24 protein-coding genes are annotated in these 25,803 nt (G+C 63.4%); 14 read left to right on the forward strand and 10 right to left on the reverse strand.

Annotated features, from left to right (window positions below; genetic code table 11):
* Nucleotides 1-89: 89 nt before the first annotated feature.
* Together DY201_RS05420 and DY201_RS05425 are read right to left on the reverse strand one after the other, a co-directional pair.
* Nucleotides 90-1,709 carry an ABC transporter substrate-binding protein gene (locus DY201_RS05420; protein ID WP_115730327.1) on the reverse strand — a complete coding sequence of 540 codons (1,620 nt, stop codon included), beginning with the start codon at nt 1,707-1,709 and terminating at the stop codon, nt 90-92.
* Between the two features lie 52 nt (nt 1,710-1,761).
* Nucleotides 1,762-2,586 (reverse strand): creatininase family protein, encoded by an 825-nt coding sequence (locus DY201_RS05425; RefSeq protein ID WP_165915924.1) that lies wholly within the window; start codon nt 2,584-2,586, stop codon nt 1,762-1,764.
* A 197-nt stretch (nt 2,587-2,783) separates the two neighbouring features.
* Here DY201_RS05425 and DY201_RS05430 point away from each other — a divergent pair, with 197 nt between their 5' ends.
* On the forward strand, nt 2,784-3,074 hold the full coding sequence (locus DY201_RS05430) for an excalibur calcium-binding domain-containing protein (protein WP_245431902.1): 291 nt from the start codon (nt 2,784-2,786) through the stop codon (nt 3,072-3,074).
* Nucleotides 3,075-3,122: 48 nt separating this feature from the next.
* Here the strand turns inward: DY201_RS05430 and acs are convergent, their stop codons facing one another.
* A complete protein-coding gene (acs, locus tag DY201_RS05435) occupies nt 3,123-5,078 on the reverse strand; it encodes an acetate--CoA ligase (RefSeq protein ID WP_115733607.1) in 1,956 nt (651 codons plus the stop codon).
* A 308-nt stretch (nt 5,079-5,386) separates the two neighbouring features.
* Here acs and DY201_RS05440 point away from each other — a divergent pair, with 308 nt between their 5' ends.
* Together DY201_RS05440 and DY201_RS05445 are read left to right on the forward strand one after the other, a co-directional pair.
* Nucleotides 5,387-5,659: an usg protein gene (locus DY201_RS05440; protein ID WP_115730329.1), complete on the forward strand. Its 273-nt coding sequence runs from the start codon at nt 5,387-5,389 to the stop codon at nt 5,657-5,659.
* Nucleotides 5,660-5,865: 206 nt separating this feature from the next.
* Nucleotides 5,866-6,966 (forward strand): branched-chain amino acid ABC transporter substrate-binding protein, encoded by a 1,101-nt coding sequence (locus tag DY201_RS05445; protein WP_425358754.1) that lies wholly within the window; start codon nt 5,866-5,868, stop codon nt 6,964-6,966.
* A gap of 72 nt (nt 6,967-7,038) precedes the next feature.
* Here DY201_RS05445 and DY201_RS05450 read toward each other — a convergent pair whose 3' ends face one another.
* Nucleotides 7,039-7,701 carry a YggS family pyridoxal phosphate-dependent enzyme gene (locus DY201_RS05450; protein WP_115730331.1) on the reverse strand — a complete coding sequence of 221 codons (663 nt, stop codon included), beginning with the start codon at nt 7,699-7,701 and terminating at the stop codon, nt 7,039-7,041.
* A gap of 143 nt (nt 7,702-7,844) precedes the next feature.
* Between DY201_RS05450 and leuS the strand changes: the two genes are divergently transcribed.
* From leuS to DY201_RS05465, 3 genes are read left to right on the forward strand one after another with little or no spacing between them, the layout of a single operon-like run.
* The gene (gene leuS / locus DY201_RS05455; protein WP_115730332.1) at nt 7,845-10,475 is read left to right on the forward strand and encodes a leucine--tRNA ligase; all 2,631 of its coding nucleotides are present in this window, start codon (nt 7,845-7,847) and stop codon (nt 10,473-10,475) included.
* Nucleotides 10,462-11,025, forward strand: a complete 564-nt coding sequence (gene lptE, locus DY201_RS05460) for an LPS assembly lipoprotein LptE (protein ID WP_115730333.1) — start codon at nt 10,462-10,464, stop codon at nt 11,023-11,025. The genes leuS and lptE overlap by 14 nt, the downstream gene beginning before the upstream one ends.
* Before the next feature lie 25 nt (nt 11,026-11,050).
* Complete coding sequence (locus DY201_RS05465; protein WP_115730334.1) at nt 11,051-12,181, forward strand: AAA family ATPase; 1,131 nt, start codon at nt 11,051-11,053, stop codon at nt 12,179-12,181.
* 5 nt (nt 12,182-12,186) lie between these two features.
* Here DY201_RS05465 and DY201_RS05470 read toward each other — a convergent pair whose 3' ends face one another.
* Nucleotides 12,187-13,077: a DMT family transporter gene (locus DY201_RS05470; RefSeq protein ID WP_115730335.1), complete on the reverse strand. Its 891-nt coding sequence runs from the start codon at nt 13,075-13,077 to the stop codon at nt 12,187-12,189.
* A 133-nt stretch (nt 13,078-13,210) separates the two neighbouring features.
* Between DY201_RS05470 and DY201_RS05475 the strand changes: the two genes are divergently transcribed.
* The gene (locus DY201_RS05475) at nt 13,211-13,648 is read left to right on the forward strand and encodes an Lrp/AsnC family transcriptional regulator (RefSeq protein ID WP_115730336.1); all 438 of its coding nucleotides are present in this window, start codon (nt 13,211-13,213) and stop codon (nt 13,646-13,648) included.
* Between the two features lie 67 nt (nt 13,649-13,715).
* Here DY201_RS05475 and fsa read toward each other — a convergent pair whose 3' ends face one another.
* Nucleotides 13,716-14,369, reverse strand: coding sequence for a fructose-6-phosphate aldolase (gene fsa / locus DY201_RS05480; protein WP_115730337.1), 654 nt, complete (start codon nt 14,367-14,369; stop codon nt 13,716-13,718).
* A gap of 90 nt (nt 14,370-14,459) precedes the next feature.
* On the opposite strand from fsa, the gene DY201_RS05485 reads away from it, so the two are divergent.
* Complete coding sequence (locus tag DY201_RS05485) at nt 14,460-16,643, forward strand: primosomal protein N' (protein ID WP_115730338.1); 2,184 nt, start codon at nt 14,460-14,462, stop codon at nt 16,641-16,643.
* A gap of 20 nt (nt 16,644-16,663) precedes the next feature.
* Here DY201_RS05485 and DY201_RS05490 read toward each other — a convergent pair whose 3' ends face one another.
* Nucleotides 16,664-17,179, reverse strand: a complete 516-nt coding sequence (locus DY201_RS05490) for an SAM-dependent methyltransferase (RefSeq protein ID WP_115730339.1) — start codon at nt 17,177-17,179, stop codon at nt 16,664-16,666.
* Between the two features lie 123 nt (nt 17,180-17,302).
* Between DY201_RS05490 and DY201_RS05495 the strand changes: the two genes are divergently transcribed.
* The 6 genes from DY201_RS05495 to DY201_RS05520 all read left to right on the forward strand — a co-directional run bounded on the left by DY201_RS05495 (nt 17,303) and on the right by DY201_RS05520 (nt 23,045).
* Nucleotides 17,303-17,698 carry an AGROH133_08824 family phage infection protein gene (locus tag DY201_RS05495; RefSeq protein WP_115730340.1) on the forward strand — a complete coding sequence of 132 codons (396 nt, stop codon included), beginning with the start codon at nt 17,303-17,305 and terminating at the stop codon, nt 17,696-17,698.
* 238 nt (nt 17,699-17,936) lie between these two features.
* Nucleotides 17,937-18,497: a F0F1 ATP synthase subunit delta gene (locus DY201_RS05500; RefSeq protein ID WP_115730341.1), complete on the forward strand. Its 561-nt coding sequence runs from the start codon at nt 17,937-17,939 to the stop codon at nt 18,495-18,497.
* Complete coding sequence (atpA, locus tag DY201_RS05505) at nt 18,497-20,026, forward strand: F0F1 ATP synthase subunit alpha (RefSeq protein WP_067956554.1); 1,530 nt, start codon at nt 18,497-18,499, stop codon at nt 20,024-20,026. Before DY201_RS05500 ends, atpA begins: the two co-directional genes overlap by 1 nt.
* Nucleotides 20,027-20,042: 16 nt before the next feature.
* A complete protein-coding gene (locus tag DY201_RS05510; protein WP_115730342.1) occupies nt 20,043-20,927 on the forward strand; it encodes a F0F1 ATP synthase subunit gamma in 885 nt (294 codons plus the stop codon).
* Between the two features lie 65 nt (nt 20,928-20,992).
* Complete coding sequence (atpD, locus tag DY201_RS05515) at nt 20,993-22,540, forward strand: F0F1 ATP synthase subunit beta (protein ID WP_108606393.1); 1,548 nt, start codon at nt 20,993-20,995, stop codon at nt 22,538-22,540.
* A gap of 106 nt (nt 22,541-22,646) precedes the next feature.
* Complete coding sequence (locus DY201_RS05520) at nt 22,647-23,045, forward strand: F0F1 ATP synthase subunit epsilon (RefSeq protein WP_115730343.1); 399 nt, start codon at nt 22,647-22,649, stop codon at nt 23,043-23,045.
* Nucleotides 23,046-23,353: 308 nt separating this feature from the next.
* On the opposite strand, the gene DY201_RS05525 is transcribed toward DY201_RS05520, so the two are convergent.
* The 3 genes from DY201_RS05525 to DY201_RS05535 all read right to left on the reverse strand — a co-directional run bounded on the left by DY201_RS05525 (nt 23,354) and on the right by DY201_RS05535 (nt 25,622).
* Entirely contained in the window at nt 23,354-24,463 is a 1,110-nt protein-coding gene (locus DY201_RS05525; protein ID WP_115730344.1) for a CaiB/BaiF CoA transferase family protein, read from the reverse strand.
* A gap of 83 nt (nt 24,464-24,546) precedes the next feature.
* Entirely contained in the window at nt 24,547-25,032 is a 486-nt protein-coding gene (locus tag DY201_RS05530) for a nucleoside deaminase (protein WP_115730345.1), read from the reverse strand.
* Nucleotides 25,029-25,622: an ankyrin repeat domain-containing protein gene (locus DY201_RS05535; protein WP_207904335.1), complete on the reverse strand. Its 594-nt coding sequence runs from the start codon at nt 25,620-25,622 to the stop codon at nt 25,029-25,031. Before DY201_RS05535 ends, DY201_RS05530 begins: the two co-directional genes overlap by 4 nt.
* Nucleotides 25,623-25,803: the final 181 nt, after the last annotated feature.

Raw genomic sequence — 25,803 nt, forward strand, 5'->3', positions numbered from 1 at the left:
CAAGGCCGTTTTTCGAGGGCTGTTGGAGGCGAGACAGACGCCCCTCGCGCGGTGGCGCGAAGGGCGTGTCGTGCTGATGCAGGCTCTGCCTACTCGGCGATGTCGACAGTCTCGAAGCGGTGCGAGCCGAGCGGGTCCATCACATAGCCGCTGACCTTCTTCGACATCGGCAACGAGACGGTCGAATGGTCGAGCGTCGCCCAGGGTGCCTGTTCCTTGAAGATCAGCTGGGCCTGCTCGTAGAGCTTCGCCCGTTCGGCCTGGTCGACAGTCGTGCGTGCCTTCTGGAGCAGCTCCTCGAAGGGCTGGTGGCACCAGTTGGCCATGTTGGCGCCGCCGACGCCGGCGCAGGAGAAGAAGTAGGACAGCAGATTGTCCGGATCGCCATTGTCGCTGGTGCCGCCGAGGATGATGGCGCCATCACGCTGCTTGTCGCGGGCACGCTTGAGGTATTCGGCCCATTCGTAGGACACGACCTCGACACCGACGCCGACCTTCTGGAAGTCGGACTGGATCAGCTCGGCGACGCGACGGGCGTTGGGCATGTAGGGCCGGCTGACCGGCATCGCCCAGACCTTCATCTTCAGGTCCTTGACGCCTGCGTCGTCGAGCATTTTCTTGGCTGCGACCGGATCGTAGGGATCGTCGACGACCGCATCGTTGTAGCCCCACATCGCCGGCGGGATCGGGTTCTTGGCGACTTCGCCGAGATCCTGGAACACCGCCTGGAGGATGGCCTTCTTGTCGATCGCCATGTTCAGCGCCTTGCGCACCTCGATCCTGTCGAAAGGCGGGGTCAAGGTGTTGTAGGCGAGATAAGCAACGTTGAGGCCAGGCTTTTCCATCACCACAAGGTTGGGGTCGGCCTTGAGGCCGGGAACATCGGCGGGCGCCGGGTAGGCCGCGACATGGCATTCGCCAGCCTGCAGGCGCTGCATCCGCGTCGATGCATCGGCGGTGATGGCGAACACCAGCTCATCCAGCTTCGGCTTGGCGCCCCAGTAGGTCGGGTTTGCCTTGAAGCGCACCACGGCATCCTGCTGGTAGCCGACGAACTGGAACGGCCCTGTGCCGACCGGCTCGGAGTTGAGCTTTTCCGGCGTTCCGGCCGCGGCGAGCTTGTCGGCATATTCCTTGGACAGGATCGAACCCAGATCCATCGCCAGGTTGGAGAGAATGGAGGCGTTCGGCTGGCTCAGCACCAGCTTGACGGTGAGATCGTCAACCTTGGAGATGTCCTTGACCGTCGCCTGCATGTCCATGCCGGCATACATCTCGTAATTCGCGCCGGTGACATACTGATGCCAGGGATTGTCGGTGAGGCGCTGGCGGTCGAACGAGAACACGACGTCTTCGGCATTCATGTCGCGTGTCGGCGTGAAGTAGTCGGTGGTCTGGAACTTCACGCCGGGGCGCAGTTTGAACGTGTAGGTCAGCATGTCGTCGGAAACGGTCCAGCTCTCGGCCAGGCCAGGCAGCAGGTTCGTCGTGCCGTTCTCGAATTCGACCAGACGTCCGTAGATCGGTTTCGACGACGCATCCCAGGTGCTGTTGGTCGAGTAGAGCGCCGGATCGAAACCTTCCGGTGCCGCCTCGGAACAGTAAACAAGCGTCTTGGCCGATGCCTCGGCACCGAGCAGGCCGAGTGCCGCGGCGGCGACTGAAAGACAAAGGGCAGCCCGGATTGAGCTGCGTTTCAAGGAATTCATCGGGTTTTCCCCTTCAGGTTTTCTTGGTTGCGGGCGTTTGGGTGCAACGGCGTCAGTCGGCGCGTCCGGCGCGGGTGTCGAGCCCGCGGCCCGGGCGCCATACGGCGTCTGGCTGCGTCCACAGCACCGGGTCGACGATCAGCTTGGCGAGTTCGCGGGCCTGCAGCTCAAGGAAGCGCTCGCCCTTCTCCGCGGTGCCCTTGGCCGGTACGCCCCATGTGCCGGTGTTGGGCGCGCGCTCGGAAAAGGAATAGAAGCGGTGGGCACCATGCGGCGCCTCGTTCTTGCCGGCCTCAGCCGTGAAGGCCTCTTCGAACTTGTCCTTTTTGACGGTGTCGGGCGAGATCGCCAGCATCACCGACGCCTCGCCCTCGCAGGCGTGCTTGGGGCCGTTGTCGGTTTCAAACAGCGCCGCGGTTTCCGCGGGTGCCAGCATCCAGGGCGTCGTGTAGACGATCGGCATGGCGAACTCGACGGCAAGCTCGCGTGTCGACATCGCCAGCGGGTCGATGTTGCCGCCATGGCCGTTGACGATGAGCAGGCGGGTAAAGCCGATTGCCTTCAGCGAACGCACGACCGACTTCAGCACGTGGAAATAGGCAGTGTAGTCGAGGCTGATCGTGCCGCCGAATGGCAGATGGTGCTCGCTCATGCCGAGCCAGAGGCCGGGAAGCACTGCCAGCGGCACATCATCGGCGACCAGGCGCGCGCCGCGCCGGGCGGCGGCCTCGGCGCTCGCCGTGTCGGTGATGACGGGCAGATGCGGGCCGTGCTGCTCGAGCGACCCGACCGGCAGGATGGCCAAGGCGTTGCCGCGGGCCGCGATCTCGCGCAGGTCCGGCGCGGTCATGCGCGCCCACTCAACTTCCCGTGCCATCAAAGACTCCTGCCTCGCATGCGAAAAAAATTATTCTATAGGAAAATATTTTTCCTAATTGCCCGGAATGTCAATAGCGGTGCTTGGGCAGCGGGTTGGACCACGCGGCTGGAACCTGGCCCGTCCGAGCTGCCCGGCGGAGCGGTGGGGTTTGAGGCGGGGCGGGTTTCGGCCGCAAAAAGCCGAGGCTTGGGGAAATGGAATTGCGTCAGACGTGCATGCGGATCGGCTCGATCCTGGGAATCGGGATAATCACATTGGGAAGCGCTGGCGCGACGTCGCGGGCAGAACGCGCCGTGGAGCAGGGATTGCCTGTCACATTGGCCAAGGCCCGAACCTGCAAGCAGGTCAGTTCCTGTGCGGAAGCCGTGGCGCTCTGGTGTGGCGGCTACAGGCGGGCAGACGCCGACAATGACGGCATTCCTTGCGAGAATGTCTGCCCGACGAAAGAGCTTGTCGATGAGTTGCGCCAGCAGATCGGCTGCTGAGCCGGAGGGAAATCCCCTCGCATCGTGTGACGCGAGGGGATCGCGGCCTTAGGCTCGCTTGTTCTGGCGATTGGCGACGAGGTCGTCGACGACGGCCGGATCGGCCAGCGTCGAGGTGTCGCCGAGCGCGCCGAAATCGTCCTCGGCGATCTTGCGCAGGATGCGGCGCATGATCTTGCCCGAGCGGGTCTTGGGCAGGCCCGGCGCAAACTGGATCTTGTCGGGCGAAGCGATGGCGCCGATCTCCTTGCGGACATGGGCGACGAGCTCCTTGCGCAGGTCCTCGGTCGCTTCGATGCCCGACATCAGCGTGACGTAGCTATAGATGCCCTGGCCCTTGATGTCGTGCGGGTAACCGACGACGGCGGCTTCCGAAACCTTGTCGTGGCTGACCAGCGCCGACTCGACCTCTGCGGTGCCCATGCGGTGACCCGAGACGTTGATGACGTCGTCGACGCGGCCGGTGATCCAGTAGTAGCCGTCGGCGTCGCGGCGGCAGCCGTCACCGGTGAAATACTTGCCCTTGTAGGTGGCGAAATAGGTCTGGATGAAGCGCTCGTGGTCGCCATACACGGTGCGCATCTGGCCCGGCCAGGAATCGGTGATGCAGAGATTGCCGTCGGCGGCACCCTCAAGCACGTTGCCTTCGTTGTCGACGAGCTCCGGCTTGACGCCGAAGAAGGGCCGCGTCGCCGAGCCCGGCTTGAGGTCGGTGGCACCCGGCAGCGGCGTGATCAGGATGCCGCCGGTCTCGGTCTGCCACCAGGTGTCGACGATCGGCACCTTCTTGTCGCCGACGACGTTGTAATACCACTCCCAGGCTTCCGGATTGATCGGCTCGCCGACCGAACCCAGAACGCGCAGGCTCTTGCGCGACGTCTTCTTCACATGCTCGTCGCCGGCGCCCATCAAAGCGCGAATGGCAGTGGGGGCGGTGTAGAAGATGTTGACCTTGTGCTTGTCGACGACGTCCCAGAAGCGCGAGGCGCTGGGGTAATTGGGCACACCCTCGAACATCAGCGTGGTGGCGCCGTTGGCGAGCGGGCCATAGACGATGTAGCTGTGGCCGGTGACCCAGCCGACATCGGCCGTGCACCAGTAGATGTCGCCGTCATGGTAGTCGAAGACATATTGGTGGGTCATCGAGGCGTAGACGAGATAGCCGCCTGTGGTGTGCAGCACGCCCTTGGGCTTGCCGGTCGAACCCGAGGTGTAGAGGATGAACAGCGGATCCTCGGCCTTCATCTTCTCGGGCTTGCATTCGGCTTTCACCGAGCGGACCTCGTCGTGGTACCAGTGGTCGCGGCCGGGCGCCCAGCCGACCTTGCCGCCCGTGCGGCGCACCACCAGCACGTCCTTGACCATGACATGATGCTTGGCGGCGATGTCGATCGCCTTGTCGGTGTTTTCCTTGAGCGGGATCGCCTTGCCGCCACGCAGACCTTCATCTGATGTGATGACGAAGGTCGATTCGCAGTCGACGATGCGGCCGGCCAGCGCGTCGGGCGAGAAGCCGCCGAAGACGATGGAATGGATGGCGCCGATGCGGGTGCAGGCGAGCATCGCATAGGCCGCTTCCGGGATCATCGGCATGTAAATGGTGACGCGGTCGCCCTTCTTGACGCCGTGCTTCTTCATGACGTTGGCGAGGCGGCAAACGTGCTCGTAGAGCTCGTTGTAGGTGATCTTCTTGTCGTCGTAAGGGTTGTCGCCTTCCCAGATGATGGCGGTCTGGTTGCCGCGCTTCTTCAGGTGGCGGTCGATGCAGTTGTAGGAGACGTTGGTCAGCCCGTCCTCGAACCACTTGATCGACACCTTACCGTCGAAGGAGGTGTTCTTGACCTTGGTGTAGGGCTTGAACCAGTCGATGCGCTTGCCGTGCTTGCCCCAGAACTTGTCGGGGTTCTTGATGCTCTCGCCATACCATTTCAGGTAGGTGTCGTTGTCGATCAGCGCATTCTTCTTCCACGCCGGCTGGACGCGGTGGACACGGACTTCGGACATTTCTCTCCCTTCCTCCCGGAAACGATCCGACGGCTCCTTGCGGCCGGCGGACGGCGGCGTTGGAGCCGCGTTGGCGCGCATTATTAGCAATTCGCGCCGCCTCACAATATTAGACCTTGGATTTGGCCGCGGTCTTTCCGTAGCGGCAAATCGCCGCCGCTATATAGCTATCAGCAATGGCCGAGGTCGAGTGCTAAAGTGCTGATTTCTTGGAACTATCATATGCGCGTTCCGTTGTTTTAGCAGACGGTTAACCATCGCGGCGCAGACTTTGGCCGTGGAGGAGCTGTTCGAAACGGAAGGCCAGCATGCGCGACGCTTCTGAACTGGAACTGATGCTCAGGGGCTACGGCCTGACCACGGCCGAAATCCTCTATCACCTGCCCGACCACCCACATGTGCTGCAGACATTCATCTGGCAGGACTACGATCTGGCGCCGAAATTCCCCATCCTGTTCGGCTTCATCGAGTTCTGGCGTGCCAAGCTCGATGGGCCGCTGCATTCGGTGCACTACACCCATCGCAAGCTGATCGCGCCCAATGAGTGGCGCAAGGTCGACGGCGAGTTCGTGCTGCACTGAACCCGGCTTCGACAGGGCTGGCTCCCTGTTCGAAGCCGTGCGTTTTCGTGCGCGCCTGCCGCCCGGCACACCGCGCTGGCACAAATCAATTGCGGCATTCGAGACGCTGGGCCGATTGCGGCCGGCTCGCCGGGCGGGTATTCCCGCCACCAGAGCTTCCGCTGCGCCTTCGCTGCCGGCGGGTAAAAGGGAGAACTACGATGAACATGAAGATCCTTGCGGGCGTCTCGCTCGCCGCGCTGATGGCCTTAGGCTCCGCCGCGCATGCCGACATCACCATCGGCCTCGTTGCTCCGCTGACCGGTCCGGTCGCCGCCTATGGCGACCAGGTCAAGAACGGCGCCCAGGCTGCCGTCGATGTCATCAATGAAAAGGGTGGCATCCTCGGCGAGAAGATCGTGCTGAAGCTCGCCGACGATGCCGGCGATCCAAAGCAGGGCGTCTCCGCTGCCAACCTGCTGGTTGGCGAAGGCGTGAAATATGTCGTTGGCCCGGTGACTTCGGGCGTTGCGATCCCGGCTTCGGACGTCTTTGCCGAAAATGGCATCCTGATGGTGACGCCGACGGCAACAGCGCCGGACCTGACCGCACGCGGCCTGACCAACGTGCTGCGCACCTGCGGTCGTGACGACCAGCAGGCGGAAGTTGCCGCTGCCTACGTGCTCAAGAACATGAAGGACAAGCGCGTCGCCGTGATCGACGACAAGGGCACCTACGGCAAGGGCCTGGCCGAAGCCTTCAAGAAGGCGATCAATGCCGGCGGCCTGACCGAAGTGCAGCAGAACTCGCTTAACCCGGGCGAAAAGGACCTGTCGGCACTGATCACCCGCCTCAAGGCCGACAATGCCGAAGTCATCTACTTCGGCGGCTACCACCCCGAGGGCGGCCTTCTGGCGCGGCAGTTGAAGGACGGTGGCGTCAACGCCGTCATCATCGGCGGCGAAGGCCTGTCGAACACCGAGTTCTGGGCGATCGGCAACGAAGCCGCTGCTGGCACGCTGTTCACCAATGCGACCGACGCACTGAAGAACCCGGCCTCGGCCGAGGCGGTCAAGGTTCTGGCCGACAAGGGCATTCCCGCCGAGGCGTTCACGCTCAACGCCTATGCTGCCGTCGAGGTGCTGAAGGCAGGCATCGAAAAGGCCGGCAAGGCCGACGACGCTGCAGCTGTTGCCGCTGCGCTCAAGTCTGGCGAGCCGATCTCCACCGCCATCGGCAATCTGACTTATGGCGAAACCGGCGACCTGACCTCGCCAAGCTTCTCGCTGTTCAAGTGGGAAGGCGGCAAGATCGTCGCTGCGGAGTAATTTCCGGGCTAGGCAGAAACGAAAAGGCCGGGATGCAGATCCCGGCCTTTTGTGTTCGTGGCTTCTGACATCTCAGCGGGTGCCGAAGATCGCCGAGCCGACCCGCACGCTGGTGGCGCCGAATGCAATCGCAAGTTCGTAGTCGCCCGACATGCCCATCGAAAGCTTCGCGACACCGGCTTCGCGCGCCAGTTTTTCCAGCAGGGCAAAATGCGGGCCGGGGTTTTTGTCGGCCGGCGGGATGCACATCAGGCCTTCGATGGCGAGGTTGTGGACCTCACGGCAGCGCTTGACGAAGGCGACCGCTTCGCGTGGCTCGATGCCGGCCTTTTGCGGTTCGGAGCCGGTGTTGACCTGGACGTAGAGTTTCGGCGACCGACCCTGGCGCTCGATTTCCCGGGCGAGCTCGGCGGCAATCTTCTCGCGGTCGACAGTCTCGATGACGTCGAACAGGGCGACCGCCTCCTTGGCCTTGTTGGATTGCAGCGGGCCGATCAGATGAAGCTCGATGTCGGAAATCTCCGCCTTCAGCTGCGGCCACTTTCCTTGCGCTTCCTGGACGCGGTTTTCGCCGAAGACGCGCTGGCCGGCCTCGATGACGGGGCGGATGTGCTCGGCATCGAAGGTCTTGGAGACCGCCACCAGCACTGTCGAGCCCTCTGGCCTGTTGGCCTCGCGCTCGGCCGCACCTATCTTATGCTTCACCAGAGTGAGCTGTTCGACCGACTTTTCCATGCCGCTGGCCCTGCTGCTTTTTGCCCGCCTCCGGTCTGCCGGAGTTGACGGGTCCGGGAATCCATGATGAACACCCGGCAACGATTTCCTGAACCGCGGGTTTTCGCCCCGGTCCATGCACGCTTTTAAGTGAAAAACATCCGATGGCAACCGAACGATACAATCCGCGCGCGTCCGAACCCAAATGGCAGAAGGCCTGGGGCGAGGCAAAGCTCTTCGAGACCGACAACGACGATCCCCGGCCGAAATACTACGTGCTGGAAATGTTCCCCTATCCGTCGGGGCGCATCCATGTCGGCCACGTCCGTAACTACGCGATGGGCGACGTCGTCGCGCGCTTCCGCCGCGCCATGGGCTACAATGTGCTCCATCCGATGGGTTGGGATGCCTTCGGCATGCCAGCGGAAAACGCTGCGATGAAGAACAAGGTCCATCCCAAGGACTGGACCTACCAGAACATCGCGACGATGCGCACGCAGCTGAAGTCGATGGGCCTGTCGCTCGACTGGAGCCGTGAGTTCGCCACCTGCGACGTCGACTATTACCACCGCCAGCAGATGCTGTTCATCGACTTCGTCGAGAAGGGACTGGTCACCCGCAAGTCGTCCAAGGTCAACTGGGATCCGGAGGACATGACCGTGCTCGCCAACGAGCAGGTCATCGACGGACGCGGCTGGCGTTCCGGCGCGCTGGTCGAACAGCGTGAACTGACGCAGTGGTTCTTCAAGATCACCGATTTTGCACAGGACCTGTCGGACGCGCTCGATGGCCTCGATGAGTGGCCCGAGAAGGTCAAGCTGATGCAGCGCAACTGGATCGGCCGTTCGGAGGGGCTGCTGATCCGTTGGCCGTTGGCCGCTGGTACCGCACCTGCGGGTGAGAACGAACTGGAAGTCTACACGACGCGTCCGGACACGATCTTCGGCGCCTCCTTCATGGCGATCTCGGCCGACCATCCGCTGGCCAAGAAGGCCGCCGAGAGCAAGCCTGAGCTCGCCGCCTTCATGGAAGACGTGCGTCGCATGGGTACGTCGGTTGCAGCGCTGGAAACGGCCGAGAAGAAGGGCATGGACACCGGCATCCGCGTCGTCCATCCGTTCGACCCGAGCTGGACGCTGCCGGTCTATGTCGCCAACTTCGTGCTGATGGACTACGGTACGGGCGCCATCTTCGGCTGCCCGTCGGGCGACCAGCGCGACCTCGATTTCGCCAACAAGTATGGCCTGCCGGTGGTTCCTGTCGTGATGCCGGAGGGCGGCGATGCCGCGACCTTCCAGATCACCGAGGAGGCCTATACCGACGATGGCGTGATGATCAATTCGCGCTTCCTTGACGCCATGAAGCCGGAGGCGGCGTTCAACGACGTTGCCACCCGTCTCGAGCAGATCTCGATCGGCAATCGCCCGATGGGCGAGCGCAAGGTGCAGTTCCGCCTGCGCGACTGGGGCATTTCGCGCCAGCGCTACTGGGGCTGCCCGATCCCGATGATCCACTGCGAGGATTGCGGTGTCGTGCCGGTGCCGAAGGCCGACCTGCCGGTCAGGCTGCCTGACGACGTCGAGTTCGACCGTCCGGGTAATCCGCTCGACCGTCACCCGACCTGGCGCCACGTCAACTGCCCGCAATGCGGCAAGGCGGCACGCCGCGAGACCGACACGATGGACACGTTTGTCGATTCGTCGTGGTATTTCGCGCGCTTCACCGCACCTTGGGAAAACGAACCGACCGATCCGAAGGCCGCCAATGAGTGGCTGCCGGTCGATCAGTATATCGGCGGCATCGAGCATGCGATCCTGCACTTGCTCTATTCGCGCTTCTTCACCCGGGCGATGAGCAAGGCCGGCCACCTCGACCTGTCCGAACCCTTCAAGGGCCTGTTCACGCAAGGCATGGTCGTGCACGAGACCTACCGTCTCGGCAGCGGCCCGAATGGCGAGTGGGTTTCGCCGAGCGACGTCAAGATCGAGGAGACCGACGGCAAGCGGCGGGCGACGCTGATTGCGACCGGCGAGCCGGTCGAGATCGGTTCGATCGAGAAGATGTCGAAGTCGAAGAAGAACGTCGTCGACCCCGACGACATCATCGCCAGCTACGGCGCCGACACCGCACGCTGGTTCGTGCTCAGCGATTCTCCGCCGGAACGCGACGTCGTGTGGACCGAGGCCGGCGTCGAGGGTGCGCATCGTTTCGTACAGCGCGTCTGGCGCCTGGTGTCCGAATCGGCCGACGTGCTGGCCAAGGCGGAAGCCAAGGCAGCCGGCGGGGGCGATGCTGCTGTTGTCTCCAAGGCAGCACACAAGGCGTTGAAATCGGTCGGCGAAGACATTGGCAAGCTCGCCTTCAACAAGGCGGTCGCACGCATCTACGAGCTGACCAACACGCTGCAGGGGCCGCTGGCCGACGCGGCCGCCGGCAAGGCATCGGCAGAGATGGTATCGGCGCTGCGCGAGGCCGTCGACATCCTGATCGTGATGATCGCGCCGATGATGCCGCATCTGGCCGAGGAGTGCTGGGCAGCACTCCAGGGAGATGGACTCGTTGCCGATCGTCCCTGGCCAAAGTTCGATGCAGCACTCGTCGTCGACAACGAAATCACCTATCCGGTGCAGATCAACGGCAAGAAAAGAGCTGATTTGACAATCGCCCGCGACGCAGATCAATTGACCGTCGAAAGAGCGGCGCTGGCACTGGAAGCAGTGCAGAAGGCGCTGGATGGGAAGTCGCCGCGCAAGGTGATTGTTGTGCCGCAGAGGATCGTCAATGTCGTTGCCTGAGGCGCGGAATTCTCCCCGTTCGTTGCGCGTTGCTGCGCGTCTGGCCCTGCTGGCCACGCTTGCACTGGCATCTGCCTGCACCGTGCGTCCGCTTTATTCGGACGGTCCGGCCCAGGCAGGCGTCGAGGCAGGTACGGCGACGCAACTGGCCTCGATCAACATCAAGCCGGTCAATACCCGCTATGGCCAGGAAGTCCGAAACCATCTGATCTTCATGTTCAACGGTGGTGCCGGTCAGCAGGCGGCGGCACCTTACACGATGGATCTGGCGGTGACCGCATTGAGCGAATCGGCGCTGCTCGCCGCGGTGACCAACAAGGACGACGAGCCCACCACCGGCACGATGACGTTGACCGGCATTTATGTGATCACCGACATCAAGACCGGCAAGCGCATCGCCTCGGGCAAGCGCAACGTCTCGGCGTCGTTCGACCGGCCGCGGCAGGAATTCGCCACGCTGCGGGCGCAGCGTGACGCCGAAAATCGCGCTGCACGCGAGCTCGCCGAGTTGCTCAGGCTGGCCATCGCCCAGGATATGTCCAAGGGCTGAGCCTTAGTTTCGGGAGGATCGGTCGATGCGGCTGACATCCTTTTCAGCTGCGGGCTACCGTTCGCTAAGATCGATCCGGCTCGACATCGGCCAGGTCTCGGTCTTCGTCGGCGAGAACGGCGTCGGCAAATCCAACCTCTATCGCGCCCTGCAACTGATCAAGGCCTCCGCCGAGGGCACGCTTGCCCGTGAGATCGCCGCCGAGGGCGGCATGAGTTCGGCGCTGTGGTCGGGCAAGCGGCGGACCGGCCAGCCTGCCCGCGTCATCATCGATGCTGACTTCACCGACGACGAAACGTCAGCCAGATACTCCTACAAGGTCGAGATCGGCCTGCCACCACCTGTAGCAGCCGGCTTTGCGTTCGAGCCGCATGTCAAGGAAGAGACGCTGACCGTCGAAGCCGGGCGCCGCCCGGTCGAGATGATGACGCGCAAGGGCCAGGCGGTGTTTGGCCGCGACGGCGACGGACGCCGGGTCGAGCATCCCGAGCGTATCCTGAATTCTGAAACAGCACTTGCTCTTCTCGGCGGTGCGGGGCGCTATCCCGAAGTTGGCGACCTGCGCGCGGCGGTGGCCGGGTGGCGCTTTTATCATGGCTTCAGGACAGATGCCGATTCACTGGTGCGACGTCCGGCACTTGCGACCACCGCGCCGATGCTCGACGAGGACGGAGCCAATCTGGCCGCCGTTTTTGCAACGCTGAGGCATATCCGCGAAGACACCGTCGATCTCGACCGCTGCATAGCCGACGCGCTTGGCGAGGCGCAGCTCGACGTGCCGGTGCCGGGCGAAAGCGCGACGTTCGGACTTGTGCTGCCGGAATTTCCGCAGCGGGTGTTTCGGCCGCAGGAACTCTCCGACGGGCAGATACGCTTCCTGGCGCTGGCCGGAGCGCTGATGTCCTACCGCCTGCCGCGATTGATCGCGCTGAACGAGCCGGAGGCCAGCCTGCATGTGCGAATGCTGCCCGCTCTTGCCGACATGATCGCGCGGGCCGCCGAGCGCACGCAGGTGTGGGTGGTGACGCACTCGCGCGAACTTGCAGATCTCGTGCATGAGCGCACGGGTTCACGGGCGCTGACCGTCATTCGCGTCGAGGGCGCGACGATGATCGAAGGCATGCGATCGACCGGCCTCATGCCTGGCGACGACTGAGGCCGTCAGGCTTGGGCAACGCGCGGCTTCACCAGGCTCCAGCCCAGCGTCATGCCAGCAGCGGCGATCAGGATCGCGGCAGCGCCGAGCAGTTGTAGCGGCTGCAGGCGATGGCCGAAGGCCACGAAGTCGGCGAGGATGGCCACGACCGGATAGATGAAGGACAGCGAACCCACGAGGTTCGTCGGCAGCTTCTGGATCGCGCCGTAGAGCAAGATGTACATCACGCCGGTATGAATGACGCCGACGGCGACGAGCAGCGCCCAGCTATATGCGTCTGCGGGGAGCTGCGCGAAGTTGGCGAAGGGCGCCAGCATCGCGATGCCGACCGTCACCTGGATGAGCGCGATCAGATGCGGGGGCACGCCCTTGAGCTTCTTGGTGATGATCGCGGCGATGGCGTAGAAAAAGGCAGCTCCGAGAGCCAACAGAATGCCCGAGAGATAGTCGGTGCCGACGGCACCGGCGCCCGGCTTGGACTGGACGATCAGCACCATGCCGCCAAAGGCGATGCCGAGCCATGTCAGCTTGGTCAGTGTCAACCGTTCGCCGAAAAACAGCGCCCCGAGCGCCACCAGCATGAAGGGCTGGGTGTTGTAGACCGCCGTTGCGATCGAGATCGAGGCGCGCGGGAAGGCGGCGAAAAGCAGGATCCAGTTCGAGACGATGGCGAAGCCACCGACAGCGGCCCAGGCGATCTGACGGCGGGTCATCACCTCTGGGCGAAACAGGCCGAGTGCGGCGCAGACGATCAGTAGCGTGACCGCGCCGAAGGCACAGCGCCAGAACACCACATCCATGACCGGCTGGCCGGACAGCACGACAAACAGCCCGATCGTTCCAGAAATCACCATGGCAACGGTCATTTCGACCGTGCCGCGCATCTTGTCCGACATTGTCCAAGTCCCTTGGTTTCAGGACTGGATTTGTACGCTTGTGGTTGGCCGGATTATATGGATTATGGAAGGTGACTGTGAGGCATAGGCTAATCCTGTAAGGTAATCTTACGAAAATACCTAAGAGGCTTGCATGCTGGACGATCTCGACAGGCGCATTGTCGAAATTTTGGTCGATGACGCCCGGATTTCGCTGAAGGAACTGGCCCAGCGGGTGAACCTGTCGTCGCCAAGCACGTCGGAACGCCTCAGGCGCCTTGAGGAGCGTGGCGTGATCCGCGCCTTCACCGTCGACATCGATCCGACTGCGCTCGGCTACACCTTGCAGGCGATCGTGCGTATCCGGCCGCTGCCGGGCAAGCTGCATCAGGTGCAGAAGCTGATCGAGGACATCGCGCAGTTTTCGGAATGCGACAAGGTGACCGGCGATGACTGTTTCATCGCCCGCCTGCACATCCGCTCCATCGACGAGCTCGACAAGATCCTCGACCAGATCACCGACAAGGCCGAAACCAACAGTTCGATCGTCAAGGCGCAGCCAGTGAAACGGCGCTTGCCGCCGCTGGCCTGAGATTGCATTGGGCACAAAAAAGCCGGCGCTTGTGGCGCCGGCTTTCGATAGCGGGCTGAAGAAGAGATCAGCCGATCTTCTGGCCGGTCTTGGCCCAGTCGGCGAGGAACATCTCGAGCCCCTTGTCGGTCAGCGGGTGCTTGACCAGCGCCTTCAGCGTTGCCGGCGGGATTGTGGCGACGTCGGCACCGATCAGCGCCGCACGCTTGACGTGGTCGACGGTGCGGATCGAAGCGGCGAGAATCTCGGTGTCGAAGCCGTAATTGTCATAGATGTGGCGGATCTCAGCGATCAGCTCCATGCCGTCGACACCCATGTCGTCGAGACGGCCGATGAAGGGCGAAATGAAGGTAGCACCCGCCTTGGCGGCGAGCAGGGCCTGGTTGGCGGAGAAGCACAGCGTGACATTGACCATGCGGCCTTCCGAAGTCAGCGCGCGGCAGGCCTTGAGGCCGTCGAGCGTCAGCGGCACCTTGATGCAGATGTTGTCGGCGATCTTCGACAGCACCGCCGCTTCCTTCATCATCTCGGCATATTCGGTGGCGGCGACTTCAGCCGAGACCGGGCCTTCGACGATGTCGCAGATTTCCTTGGTCACTTCGGCGATGTTGCGGCCAGACTTGAGGATCAGCGACGGATTGGTGGTGACGCCGTCGAGAAGGCCGAGCTCGTTGAGCTCACGGATGTCCTTCACGTCGGCGGTGTCGACGAAAAACTTCATAACTGTCTCCTTGGCAATGGAAGGATGCCCCTGGGGCACCGGATATGTCGGCCTTTGCTCTAAACCAAGTTCGGGGCAAGGTCACGCGTCATGACCGCCGATTCGCCAAGAACCAGGGCCGCCCCCGTGCTGGTGCCGATGCCGGCCGAGCGCGCCTACTCCTATGCCGTTCCCGACGGCATGCAGGTGGTGCCTGGCTCGATCGTGCGCGTGCCGCTCGGCCCGCGCGAAGTGGCAGGCATCGTCTGGGACGGTCCGGTCGAAGCGGTCGATCCCAAGAAGCTCCGACCGATCGCCCATGTCTTCGACTGCCCCCCGGTCAATGAGGAGATGCGGCGGCTTGTCGACTGGATCGCCCATTACACCTTGTCGCCGCCCGGAATGGTGGCGCGGATGATCCTGCGCGCGCCCGAGGCCTTCGACCCGGAGCCCTGGACAGAAGGCCTCAAGCGCAGCGACGGTGAGCCCGACCGGATGACGGCGGCGCGCGCCCGCGTGCTCGAGATGGCAAGCGACGGCATGGCCTGGACGCGCTCGGGGCTGGCGCATGCCGCCGGCGTATCCTCCACCGTCATCGACGGGCTGAGGGTGCAAGGCGTGTTCGAGACGGTGATGATACCGCCCCGGCCGGTGGTGGCGCCGCCCGATACGTCCTACGCCAGCGCAGAGCTCACCAACGACCAGGAGGCGACCGCCGCAAGCCTGCGCGCCCAGGTCGAGGCCGACAAATTCGCCGTCACGCTGATCGACGGCGTCACAGGCTCGGGCAAGACGGAAGTCTATTTCGAAGCGGTGGCGGCCGCACTCGACAAAGGCAAGCAGGTGCTCATCCTGCTGCCTGAAATCGCGCTGACGCAGGCCTTCCTCGAGCGCTTCCAGAATCGATTCGGCGCCAAGCCCGCCGAGTGGCATTCGGACCTGCCGCCAAGGATGCGCGAGCGCGTCTGGCGCCAGGTCGCCGAAGGCGGCGTGCGCGTGGTGGCCGGCGCCCGCTCGGCGCTGTTCCTGCCGTTCAACAATCTCGGGCTGATCGTCGTCGACGAAGAGCACGACCCTGCCTACAAGCAAGAGGACCGGGTCTTCTACAATGCCCGCGACATGGCTGTGGTGCGGGGGCATATCAGCGGCTTTCCTGTCGTGCTGGCGTCAGCCACGCCGTCGGTCGAGAGCCGGGTCAACGCCGAGCAAGGCAAGTATGCGCGCTCGGTGCTCTCGGCCCGTTTCGCCGAGGCGGCGCTGCCGCAACTGGCCACCATCGACATGCGGCGCTCGCCGCCGGCGCGCGGCGGTTTCCTGTCACCGGTGCTGATCGGCAAGATGCGTGAAACGCTTGGCCGGCAGGAGCAGTCGCTGCTGTTCCTCAATCGGCGCGGCTATGCGCCGCTTACGCTCTGCCGGGTCTGCGGCCACCGCTTCGGCTGCCCGGTCTGCTCGGCCTGGCTGGTCGAGCACCGCTTCCGCGGCCAGCTGGTCTGCCATCATTGCGGCCACAACGAGAAGCGACCCGAGGCCTGCCCGGAATGCGGTACCTTCGATCATCTCGTCGCCTGCGGGCCGGGCGTCGAACGCATCGCCGAGGAAGTGGTTTCGCATTTCCCCGACGCGCGTACCATCGTGCTGTCGTCGGACATGCTCGGCGGCGTGAAGCGGCTCAGGCTGGAACTCGAAGCGATTGCCAATGGCGAGGCCGACATCGTCATCGGCACGCAGCTCGTCGCCAAGGGGCACAACTTTCCGAACATGACGCTTGTCGGCGTGGTCGATGCCGATCTTGGTCTCGCCAATGGCGACCCGCGTGCCGCCGAGCGGACCTATCAGCTGCTGTCGCAGGTGACCGGCCGGGCAGGGCGCACCGGCAAGAAGAGCCTTGGCCTGCTGCAGACCTTCCAGCCAGACCATCCTGTCATGCGGGCGATTGTCTCGGGCGATTCGGAGGCCTTCTACGATCGTGAGATCGCCGAGCGCGAGCGTTCCGGCCTGCCTCCCTACGGCCGGCTCGCCGGCATCATCGTCAGCGCGGCGACGCGCCCCGAGGCCGAGAGCCATGCGCGCGGGCTGCGGCGGGCAGCCCAGGTGGCGCAGGATGTCCATGTGCTCGGCCCCGCCGAAGCGCCGCTGGCGCTCATTGGCGGCCGCCATCGCTTCCGGCTCCTGGTGCAGGCCGACAGGAAGGCCGATATCCAGGGCTATATCCGCGCCCTGCTTGCCGCCGGGCCCAAGCTGCGCGGTTCGGTGCGCGTGCAGGTCGACATCGATCCGCAGAGCTTCCTGTGATCGAGGCGAAGCCCTGCTGATCATGAAGGCTTGGCGATCATACCGAGGAGCGGCGGCTGCGGGTCCGGGCCGTGCAGGGTTTTTTCGAGCACATAGCCGGCTGCCTTGAGGCGCACTTCGACGGCGCGCTCGATGGTCGGGATCTGGCCGGCACTTGGCGGCTCGAAGAAGAGGTAGAGCCGGCCTTCCGGGGCGAGCAGTGAACGGATCAGCTTGAGCTCGCGCGCCGCCTCCAACCAGAACAGATTGACGTTGATGGCAAAGACCTTGTCGAAGGGTCGTCCGGAACCGTTCCACTCGGCGAGTGCGCCCTGCGCGAAGGCTGCTTTTCCGGCCGATATCGCCGGGCGATTTCTCTCTTCGGCTGAGCTTATGGCACTGCCCGACCGATCAAGCCCGGTGACGTGACCGCCGATCAGCAGCGGCATGATCTCGGCCATGGCGATACCTCGCCCGCAGCCGATTTCCAGCAGCCGGTCGCCCGGCTGGATGCCGAGGTGGCCGATCGCCCAGACTATCCGCTCCGGTGTGGCCATGGTCCGCTCCCTTAGGCTGGCCGCAGCATAGCTGTTCCCGTCGTCTCCGCCAGTTGCGCTCTGGCGCTCGACACGCGGTGGGCTATGATCCCGTGGATTCGCGGCCTTGCCGGAGGGGGAATAATGGAATTCGCATTTCCGTGGCCGACAAGCCAGGGCGAGTGGCTGGCGTGGAGCTCGGCAGCAGTCACGCTGCTGTTCGGGGTCATCCTGTTCTTCGCTCCGAGGATCGCCTTCCGCCTGCTCAGGCTGCAGGCAAGGCCGGACAATCCTGAAGCCATCGCCCAGGGACGCGCCACCATGGCGGGCTTCTTCCTCGGCGTTGGCCTGTGCGCGATTCTGCTAGCCCAGCCATGGCTTTACATGGCGCTCGGCGTGTCATGGCTGTTCACAGCCTTCGGCCGGATCGTTGCGATGATGTCGGACGGAGCCAACACCCCATACAATTGGGTGGCGATCGTTATCGAACTGGCGCTGGCTGCCCTACCCCTTGGGTTTGTTTTCGGCTTCTGGCCGTGAATCGCCGTCAACCCACCGCTCCGACGCGCAAGATGCGACAATAGTGCCTCAAAAGCCTGTTAGAGGACGTGTTGCGGTCCTCAAAAGCCTGTGCTAGACGGCAATCGACTTTCGGCCGGGGGGATGCGGCTGTCGCGAGCTCCGGGGTCAAAAAACGCAGTAAGGTCAAAGATTTAGCTAGAGTCTCACACTCGCGCCAACAATCTTGCGGCCTGTCAGACAAGAGAAAAGACGGTCCGTGACCCAATCTTCCTCGCCAATCTCCGGTGTTGCTGAGCGTTATGCGGGATCGTTGTTCGATCTCGCGCTCGAAGCAGGCGCTGTTGCAAAGGTAGAAGCCGACCTCGGTCGTTTCGCTGCGCTGCTCGATGGCAGCGCTGATCTCGATCGCCTGATCAAGAGCCCGGTGTTCTCCGGTGAAGATCAGGAAAAAGCCATTTCGGCGATCGCCGACAAGGCCAAGATCACCGGCCTGACCGGTAATTTCCTCCGCCTCGTGGCGCGCAATCGCCGCCTGTTTGCTCTGCCTGGCATGATCAAGGCGTTCCGCCAGATCGCCGCCGAGCATCGTGGCGAAACCTCGGCAGAGGTAACTTCGGCGCATGCGCTGACCGCTGCGCAGGAAACGGAACTCAAGTCGGCGCTGAAGAGCGTTGCCGGCAAGGACGTGGCGATCTCGGTCACCGTCGATCCCTCGCTGCTCGGCGGCCTGATCGTGAAGATGGGCTCGCGCCAGATCGATACGTCGCTCAAAACCAAACTCAATTCGCTCAAGCTTGCACTGAAAGAGGTCGGCTGATGGACATCCGCGCCGCGGAAATTTCCGCAATTCTGAAAGACCAGATCAAGAATTTCGGCAAGGAAGCCGAAGTTACCGAAGTCGGTCAGGTTCTGTCGGTGGGTGACGGTATCGCCCGCGTCTACGGTCTCGACAACGTCCAGGCGGGCGAAATGGTCGAGTTCCCGGGCGGCATCCGCGGCATGGCGCTGAACCTTGAAAGCGACAACGTCGGCGTCGTCATCTTCGGCGCCGACCGCGACATCAAGGAAGGCGACACCGTCAAGCGTACCGGCGCGATCGTCGACGTTCCGGTCGGTCCGGAGCTGCTCGGCCGCGTCGTCGACGCGCTCGGCAACCCGATCGACGGCAAGGGCCCGATCAAGGCCAAGGAACGTCGCCGCGTCGACGTCAAGGCGCCCGGCATCATCCCCCGCAAGTCGGTGCATGAGCCGATGTCGACCGGCCTCAAGGCCATCGACGCCCTGATCCCGGTCGGTCGCGGCCAGCGCGAGCTGGTCATCGGTGACCGTCAGACCGGCAAGACCGCCATCATTCTCGACACCATCCTGAACCAGAAGGCGATCCACGTCGCTGGTCCGGAAAAGGAAAAGCTTTACTGCGTCTACGTCGCCGTCGGCCAGAAGCGCTCGACCGTCGCGCAGTTCGTGAAGGTGCTCGAAGAGCGCGGCGCGCTCGAATACTCGATCATCATCGCGGCGACAGCGTCCGATCCGGCCCCGATGCAGTTCCTGGCTCCGTTCGCCGGCTGCGCCATGGGCGAATACTTCCGCGACAACGGCAAGCATGCCCTGATCGCCTATGACGATCTGTCCAAGCAGGCCGTCGCCTACCGTCAGATGTCGCTGCTGCTGCGCCGCCCGCCGGGCCGTGAAGCCTACCCGGGCGACGTCTTCTACCTGCACTCGCGTCTGCTCGAGCGTTCGGCCAAGCTGAACGACGAAAACGGTGCCGGCTCGCTGACCGCTCTGCCGGTCATCGAAACGCAGGCCAACGACGTCTCGGCCTACATCCCGACCAACGTGATTTCGATCACCGACGGCCAGATCTTCCTCGAGACCAACCTGTTCTTCCAGGGCATCCGCCCTGCCGTCAACGTCGGTCTGTCGGTGTCGCGCGTCGGCTCGTCGGCCCAGATCAAGGCGATGAAGCAGGTTGCAGGCTCGATCAAGGGCGAGCTCGCGCAGTACCGCGAAATGGCGGCCTTTGCCCAGTTCGGTTCCGACCTCGACGCCGCTACCCAGCGTCTTCTCAACCGCGGTGCGCGTCTGACCGAGCTGCTGAAGCAGCCGCAGTTCTCGCCGCTCAAGACCGAAGAGCAGGTTGCGGTGATCTTCGCCGGCGTCAACGGCTACCTCGACAAGCTGGCACTCAACCAGGTCGGCAAATTCGAGCAGGGCCTGCTGGCTTACATGCGCTCGGAAGGCAAAGACGTTCTCGACGGCATCCGTACGGAGAAGGCGCTCAGCGACGATCTCCGCGGCAAGCTCAAGGGTCACATCGACGCTTTCGCGAAAAACTTCGCCTGACACTGACGGATAAGGCATGGCCTCGCTAAAAGACCTCCGCAACCGCATCGCCTCGGTCAAGGCGACGCAGAAAATCACCAAGGCGATGCAGATGGTCGCCGCGGCGAAGCTGCGTCGCGCCCAGGAAGCTGCGGAAGCCGCGCGTCCCTACTCGCAGCGCATGGGTGCGGTTCTCGCGAACATCGCCCAGGCTGTCGGCGGCGGTGGCGATGCTCCGGCGCTGATGACCGGCACTGGCAAGGATGACGTGCACCTGCTCGTCGTCTGCACCGCCGAGCGCGGTCTGTGCGGCGGCTTCAACAGCCAGATCTCGCGTCTGGCGCGCGACCATGTCCGCAAGCTCCAGGGCCAGGGCAAGACGGTCAAGATCATCACCGTCGGCAAGAAGGGCTACGATGTCCTGCGTCGCGATTTCGCCTCGCTGATCATCGATCGCATCGAGCTGCGCGACGCCAAGCAGGTTGGCTTCGTCCATGCCGACATGATCGCCAAGAAGGTGATTACCCTGTTCAATCAGGGCGGCTTCGACGTCTGCACGCTGTTCTACTCCGAGTTCAAGTCGGTGATCAGCCAGGTTCCGACGGCGCAGCAGGTCATCCCTGCCGCTGCTCCTTCGGCCAGCGCAGATGCCGCGACCAGCGGCGGTGCGGTCTACGAATACGAGCCGGAGCCGGGCGAAATCCTCGGCGATCTCATTCCGCGCAACATCTCGGTGCAGATCTTCCGGGCGCTGCTGGAAAACGCCGCTGGCGAAATGGGTGCCAAGATGAGCGCGATGGACAACGCCACGCGCAACGCAGGTGACATGATCAACAAGCTGACGATCACGTACAACCGCCAGCGTCAGGCCCAGATCACCAAGGAACTGATCGAGATTATTTCGGGCGCCGAAGCGCTCTAGCCACGTGATGGCTCGCCGCAAGGCGGGTCCGCGTGAAACAATGAACGGACACAGAGGTTAGAACGATGGCTAAAGCAGCTACTCCGAAAGCCGCTCCGGCGGCGGAAAAGGCCCCGGCAGCAAAGAAGGCGGCGCCTGCCAAGGCAGCCGCTGCCAAGGTCGAAAAGTCGGCGGTCGTCGCCACGGGCGCTGGCCGCGTTTCGCAGGTCATCGGCGCCGTCGTCGACGTGCAGTTCGACGGTGAGCTGCCGCCGATCCTGAACGCGCTCGAGACGATGAACGGCGGCAACCGCCTCATCCTCGAAGTGGCCCAGCACCTCGGCGAAAACACCGTTCGCTGCATCGCCATGGACATTTCGGAAGGCCTCGTTCGTGGCCAGGCCGTCCGTGACACCGGTTCGCCGATCATGGTTCCGGTTGGCGACGAGACGCTCGGCCGCATCATGAACGTCATCGGCGAGCCGGTCGACGAAGCTGGTCCGGTCAAGACCAAGTCGAAGCGCGCCATCCACCAGGAAGCGCCTGCCTATGTCGACCAGTCGACCGAAGCACAGATCCTTGTCACCGGCATCAAGGTCGTCGATCTGCTGGCGCCCTACGCCCGCGGCGGCAAGATCGGCCTGTTCGGCGGCGCCGGTGTCGGCAAGACCGTTCTGATCCAGGAACTGATCAACAACGTCGCCAAGGCGCACGGTGGTTACTCGGTGTTCGCCGGTGTCGGCGAGCGCACCCGCGAAGGTAACGATCTCTATCACGAAATGATCGAATCGGGCGTCAACAAGGACCCGCACGAGAACAACGGCTCGACCGAAGGTTCGAAGTGCGCGCTGGTGTTCGGCCAGATGAACGAGCCGCCCGGTGCGCGCGCCCGCGTCGCCCTGTCGGGCCTGACCATCGCCGAGCATTTCCGCGACCAGGGCCAGGACGTGCTGTTCTTCGTCGACAACATCTTCCGCTTCACCCAGGCGGGTTCGGAAGTGTCGGCTCTGCTCGGCCGCATCCCGTCGGCCGTGGGCTATCAGCCGACGCTGTCGACCGACATGGGCCAGATGCAGGAACGCATCACCACGACCAACAAGGGTTCGATCACCTCGGTCCAGGCCATCTACGTGCCCGCCGACGACTTGACCGATCCGGCGCCGGCAACCTCGTTCGCGCACCTTGATGCCACGACGGTTCTCAACCGCGCGATCTCGGAAAAGGGTATCTACCCGGCCGTGGACCCGCTCGACTCGACCTCGCGCATGCTCGACCCGCTGATCGTCGGCGAAGAGCACTACTCGGTTGCCCGTCGCGTCCAGGAAATCCTCCAGCGCTACAAGTCGCTGCAGGACATCATCGCCATCCTGGGCATGGACGAGCTGTCGGAAGAGGACAAGATCACCGTTGCCCGCGCCCGCAAGATCGAGCGCTTCCTGTCGCAGCCGTTCTTCGTCGCCGAAGTGTTCACCGGTTCGCCCGGCCAGCTGGTTCCGCTCGAAGACACCATCAAGAGCTTCAAGGGCCTGGTTGACGGCGAGTACGATCACCTGCCGGAAGCTGCTTTCTACATGGTCGGCGGCATCGACATGGCGATCGAGAAGGCCCAGCGCCTGGCTGCGGAAGCGGCTTAATCATAAAAGCCGCAGCGCGGGCCTCTCGGTCCGCGCTGTTGCACCGATGACTGCCCGGTCGCGGGCAGGTCTGCTCGGAACTCCGTCCAAGCATTTGTGAGACACCATGGCTGAAGCATTCAAATTCGAACTGGTCTCGCCCGAGCGTCTGCTCGTTTCGGAGCAGGTCGAGTCCGTCGTCATTCCCGGCGCGGAAGGCGAAATGACTGTCATGGCCAACCATGCACCCGTCATGACCACGATCAAGCCCGGCGTCGTGACGGTGAAGGCCGTCGGCGGCAAGGAAGAGCGCTACGTCGTGTTCGGCGGCTTCGCCGACATCGTTCCGGCCGGCTGCACGCTGCTCGCCGAATCGGCGACGCCGGTGAAGGACATCGACCGCGCCGAACTGCTGCGCCGTATCCAGGAAGCGCGCGAAGACGTCGCCGACGCCAAGGAAGACCAGGCCCGCACCAAGGCGGAAGCCTATCTCAACCACCTGTCGACCCTGGAAGCCGCGATCTGAGGCTTCCTGCACAGGTTGAATGAAGAAAGCGAGGCTATGCCTCGCTTTTTTGTTATCTGGAGGCAGTGATGCCGGGGGAGATGGTCAGACGCACCGCTCCGCTCATGATGTAGTGCACTGCTCTTTCCATCCACGCACTGTCTCATAAGCTTCGCGACGATCGCGACAATTCTGCAGACAGCCAGCGTAGTCTGGGCATCGTTCCATTCGAGGATCGTCCGGGTAAGGCGATCCGAACTTTCTGGAATTCTCAAAGGCTAAGCTACTCGGCAGATGATTGGAGCGGCGGAGTGGTTGCCAACTACCCTCTAGGATGAGGTCGGGCGCTCCTGTGCCCACGCCCTGATCGCATCCGCCAGCGGCATAATGTCGTGCGGCCGTGGGCGCGCCTCCGTCGGCGTGGCGGAGAAGCGCGGTGCCGGTGCTGGTTGTGTCAGCCCATCCATCTGCACGAAGCTCTCCCGCGCGACGAGATGCGGATGCTGTGCTGCCTGATGAAGGTCGAGCACCGGTGAAACGCAGGCATCGGAATGTTCGAGCAGAGCGAGCCATTCGGTGCTCGGGCGCTTTATGATCAGTGCTGCTATCTTGTCTTTCAGTGTCGGCCAGTTGCGTGGGTCGGCACGCAGGGCATGCGTGGCCTCGTCCAGCCCGACGGCCTGGCGGAACAGTTCGAAGAACTGCGGTTCGATCGGGCCGACGGCAATGTGCATACCATCTGCGCACTCATAGGCGCAGTAATAGGGCGCGCCGCCATCGAGCAGATTGGCTTCGCGCCTTGGCTGCCATTGGCCCGCCGAGGCCAGGTCATGGGCCATTGTCATCAGCTGTATGGTGCCGTCGCAAATGGCCGCATCGACGACCTGGCCGGCACCTGTACGCTGCGCCGAAAGAAGTGCTGCGAGCATGCCGGAGACGAGGAACATGGCGCCGCCGCCGAAGTCGCCGACAAGGTTGAGCGGCGGCATGGGACTGCCGGCCGGACCTATGGCTGCGAGCGCGCCGGTAATGGCAATGTAATTGATGTCGTGCCCGGCACAGGCTGCCATCGGGCCGGTCTGTCCCCATCCCGTCATGCGACCATAGACGAGGCGTGGATTGCGCTCCAACAGGAAATCTGGACCGAGCCCCAGCCGTTCCATGACGCCTGGCCGGAACCCTTCGATCAGGGCGTCGGCACCGTCGCAGAGCTTGCGGACCATCTCGACCTGGTCCGGATTCTTGAGGTCTGCCTCCACAGTCGGCCGCCCGCGTCCCGAAATCGGATCGGGAATTTTAGGCGTTGCATCCGGGCGTGCGATGCGAACGACATCAGCGCCCATGTCGGCGAACTGCATGGCGGCGAAGGGTGCTGGTCCCAGGCCGACAAACTCTACGATGCGAAGCCCGGCAAGCGGGCCGGTGGCCGGTTTCGACATCTTTCGCACTCCCTATGGCGGAGCTGGAGGATTGTGGATGTGCCTGTGAAGTCATCCGCAGGGGATGGTGCGGCAGCTCCAGACTAGCATTGGGACTGTGCAGCCTTCCATTCGGCATAAAGATGCTGGCTGTCTTGCGGGCGTACCGGGCGAAATACCACTTTCATGGATTGTTCGTGCGCGGGCTGCGCCAGGTCGGCATAGATCGCCGCCGTGGACAGGCCATAGGGCTCGCCGTCGTCGTTCGAATAGGCATATGTGACTTCGGAAATGCCAGCCATCCGCATGGCGCCCATGCACATCGGGCAAGGATGGCCGCTCGCATAGACCGTACAACCGTCGAGCTGCGGCGAGGCCAGGAGCTGGCTTGCCGCCCGGATGGCCGACATCTCGGCATGGGCAGTCGGATCATTGGACGAAAGTACTTTGTTAACGCCACTGGCGACAACCTCTCCGTTCCTGACCACGACCGCTCCGAAAGGACGGCCGCCTCTCGAAATGTTCGCGCGAGCCAGCTCGATTGCCTGGCAAAGGAACTCACTCGACTTGTCTAATTCGGCCTCCTTCAGCGCGCACCGGCCGCAACCAGGACCTTCTCGATCTCGGTGAAGCCGTGTTTGCGCGCGTTCCGTAACGGCGTCACGCCGTCGCCATCGGCAAAGTTGACGTCGGCGCCGGCGTCGACGAGCAACTTGACGATGGCGACATGGCGAGGGCCGCCGTCACCGAGCACGATGGCTTCCAGAAGCGCCGTCCAATTGAGCTTGTTGACGTGGTCGACATCGACGCCGGCCTCGATCAGGGTGCGCACGGTCTCGACATGGCCGCGTTCGGCGGCGGGAATCAGCGCGGTGCCGCCATAGCGGTTGATGCTCTTGAGGTCGGCGCCATGGGAGAGCGTCATCTTCAGGATCTCGAGATGCCCACTGGCGCCGGCATAGAGATAGGGGCTGTCGTTGATGGCATCCTTGGCATTGACGTCTGCGCCTGCATCGATCAGCACCTTGGCGGCTTCGACCTGATTGGCATGGGTGGCAAGCAGCAGTGCAGTACGGCCATTGTCGTCGCGCGCATCGATGCTGGCGCCCTTTGCCAACAGGTCGCGGACAGTTGTCGCGTCACCCTTGCTCGCGCTCGCATGCAATTCACGTTCGAGCATGTTTTCTCCTGCCGTGGCTGGAGCAATCAATGCCATGGCAGCGAATGCCAGGACAGAGGCGATCTTGAGCAATAGGCGGTTCATTTTCGTATCTCTCGATGCGTATGGCTGGTCGAGGCGGATAGTCGGTTCCGCTCCGCAAGTTTTACCTTCTGAAACCAAATCTGTTCGTGATTGTGGC

Origin of the sequence: Aminobacter aminovorans (assembly GCF_900445235.1) — a bacterium.
GTDB classification, from domain to species: Bacteria; Pseudomonadota; Alphaproteobacteria; order Rhizobiales; family Rhizobiaceae; genus Aminobacter; species Aminobacter aminovorans.

Excerpts from the sequence above, each read along its gene's own strand:
- DY201_RS05420 (WP_115730327.1), bottom strand. The coding sequence starts at position 1,709 with ATGAATTCCTTGAAACGCAGCTCAATCCGGGCTGCCCTTTGTCTTTCA.
- DY201_RS05425 (WP_165915924.1), bottom strand. The coding sequence starts at position 2,586 with ATGGCACGGGAAGTTGAGTGGGCGCGCATGACCGCGCCGGACCTGCGC.
- DY201_RS05430 (WP_245431902.1), top strand. The coding sequence starts at position 2,784 with ATGGAATTGCGTCAGACGTGCATGCGGATCGGCTCGATCCTGGGAATC.
- acs (WP_115733607.1), bottom strand. The coding sequence starts at position 5,078 with ATGTCCGAAGTCCGTGTCCACCGCGTCCAGCCGGCGTGGAAGAAGAAT.
- DY201_RS05440 (WP_115730329.1), top strand. The coding sequence starts at position 5,387 with ATGCGCGACGCTTCTGAACTGGAACTGATGCTCAGGGGCTACGGCCTG.
- DY201_RS05445 (WP_425358754.1), top strand. The coding sequence starts at position 5,866 with ATGAAGATCCTTGCGGGCGTCTCGCTCGCCGCGCTGATGGCCTTAGGC.
- DY201_RS05450 (WP_115730331.1), bottom strand. The coding sequence starts at position 7,701 with ATGGAAAAGTCGGTCGAACAGCTCACTCTGGTGAAGCATAAGATAGGT.
- leuS (WP_115730332.1), top strand. The coding sequence starts at position 7,845 with ATGGCAACCGAACGATACAATCCGCGCGCGTCCGAACCCAAATGGCAG.
- lptE (WP_115730333.1), top strand. The coding sequence starts at position 10,462 with ATGTCGTTGCCTGAGGCGCGGAATTCTCCCCGTTCGTTGCGCGTTGCT.
- DY201_RS05465 (WP_115730334.1), top strand. The coding sequence starts at position 11,051 with ATGCGGCTGACATCCTTTTCAGCTGCGGGCTACCGTTCGCTAAGATCG.
- DY201_RS05470 (WP_115730335.1), bottom strand. The coding sequence starts at position 13,077 with ATGTCGGACAAGATGCGCGGCACGGTCGAAATGACCGTTGCCATGGTG.
- DY201_RS05475 (WP_115730336.1), top strand. The coding sequence starts at position 13,211 with ATGCTGGACGATCTCGACAGGCGCATTGTCGAAATTTTGGTCGATGAC.
- fsa (WP_115730337.1), bottom strand. The coding sequence starts at position 14,369 with ATGAAGTTTTTCGTCGACACCGCCGACGTGAAGGACATCCGTGAGCTC.
- DY201_RS05485 (WP_115730338.1), top strand. The coding sequence starts at position 14,460 with ATGACCGCCGATTCGCCAAGAACCAGGGCCGCCCCCGTGCTGGTGCCG.
- DY201_RS05490 (WP_115730339.1), bottom strand. The coding sequence starts at position 17,179 with ATGGCCACACCGGAGCGGATAGTCTGGGCGATCGGCCACCTCGGCATC.
- DY201_RS05495 (WP_115730340.1), top strand. The coding sequence starts at position 17,303 with ATGGAATTCGCATTTCCGTGGCCGACAAGCCAGGGCGAGTGGCTGGCG.
- atpA (WP_067956554.1), top strand. The coding sequence starts at position 18,497 with ATGGACATCCGCGCCGCGGAAATTTCCGCAATTCTGAAAGACCAGATC.
- DY201_RS05510 (WP_115730342.1), top strand. The coding sequence starts at position 20,043 with ATGGCCTCGCTAAAAGACCTCCGCAACCGCATCGCCTCGGTCAAGGCG.
- atpD (WP_108606393.1), top strand. The coding sequence starts at position 20,993 with ATGGCTAAAGCAGCTACTCCGAAAGCCGCTCCGGCGGCGGAAAAGGCC.
- DY201_RS05520 (WP_115730343.1), top strand. The coding sequence starts at position 22,647 with ATGGCTGAAGCATTCAAATTCGAACTGGTCTCGCCCGAGCGTCTGCTC.
- DY201_RS05525 (WP_115730344.1), bottom strand. The coding sequence starts at position 24,463 with ATGTCGAAACCGGCCACCGGCCCGCTTGCCGGGCTTCGCATCGTAGAG.
- DY201_RS05535 (WP_207904335.1), bottom strand. The coding sequence starts at position 25,622 with ATGCTCGAACGTGAATTGCATGCGAGCGCGAGCAAGGGTGACGCGACA.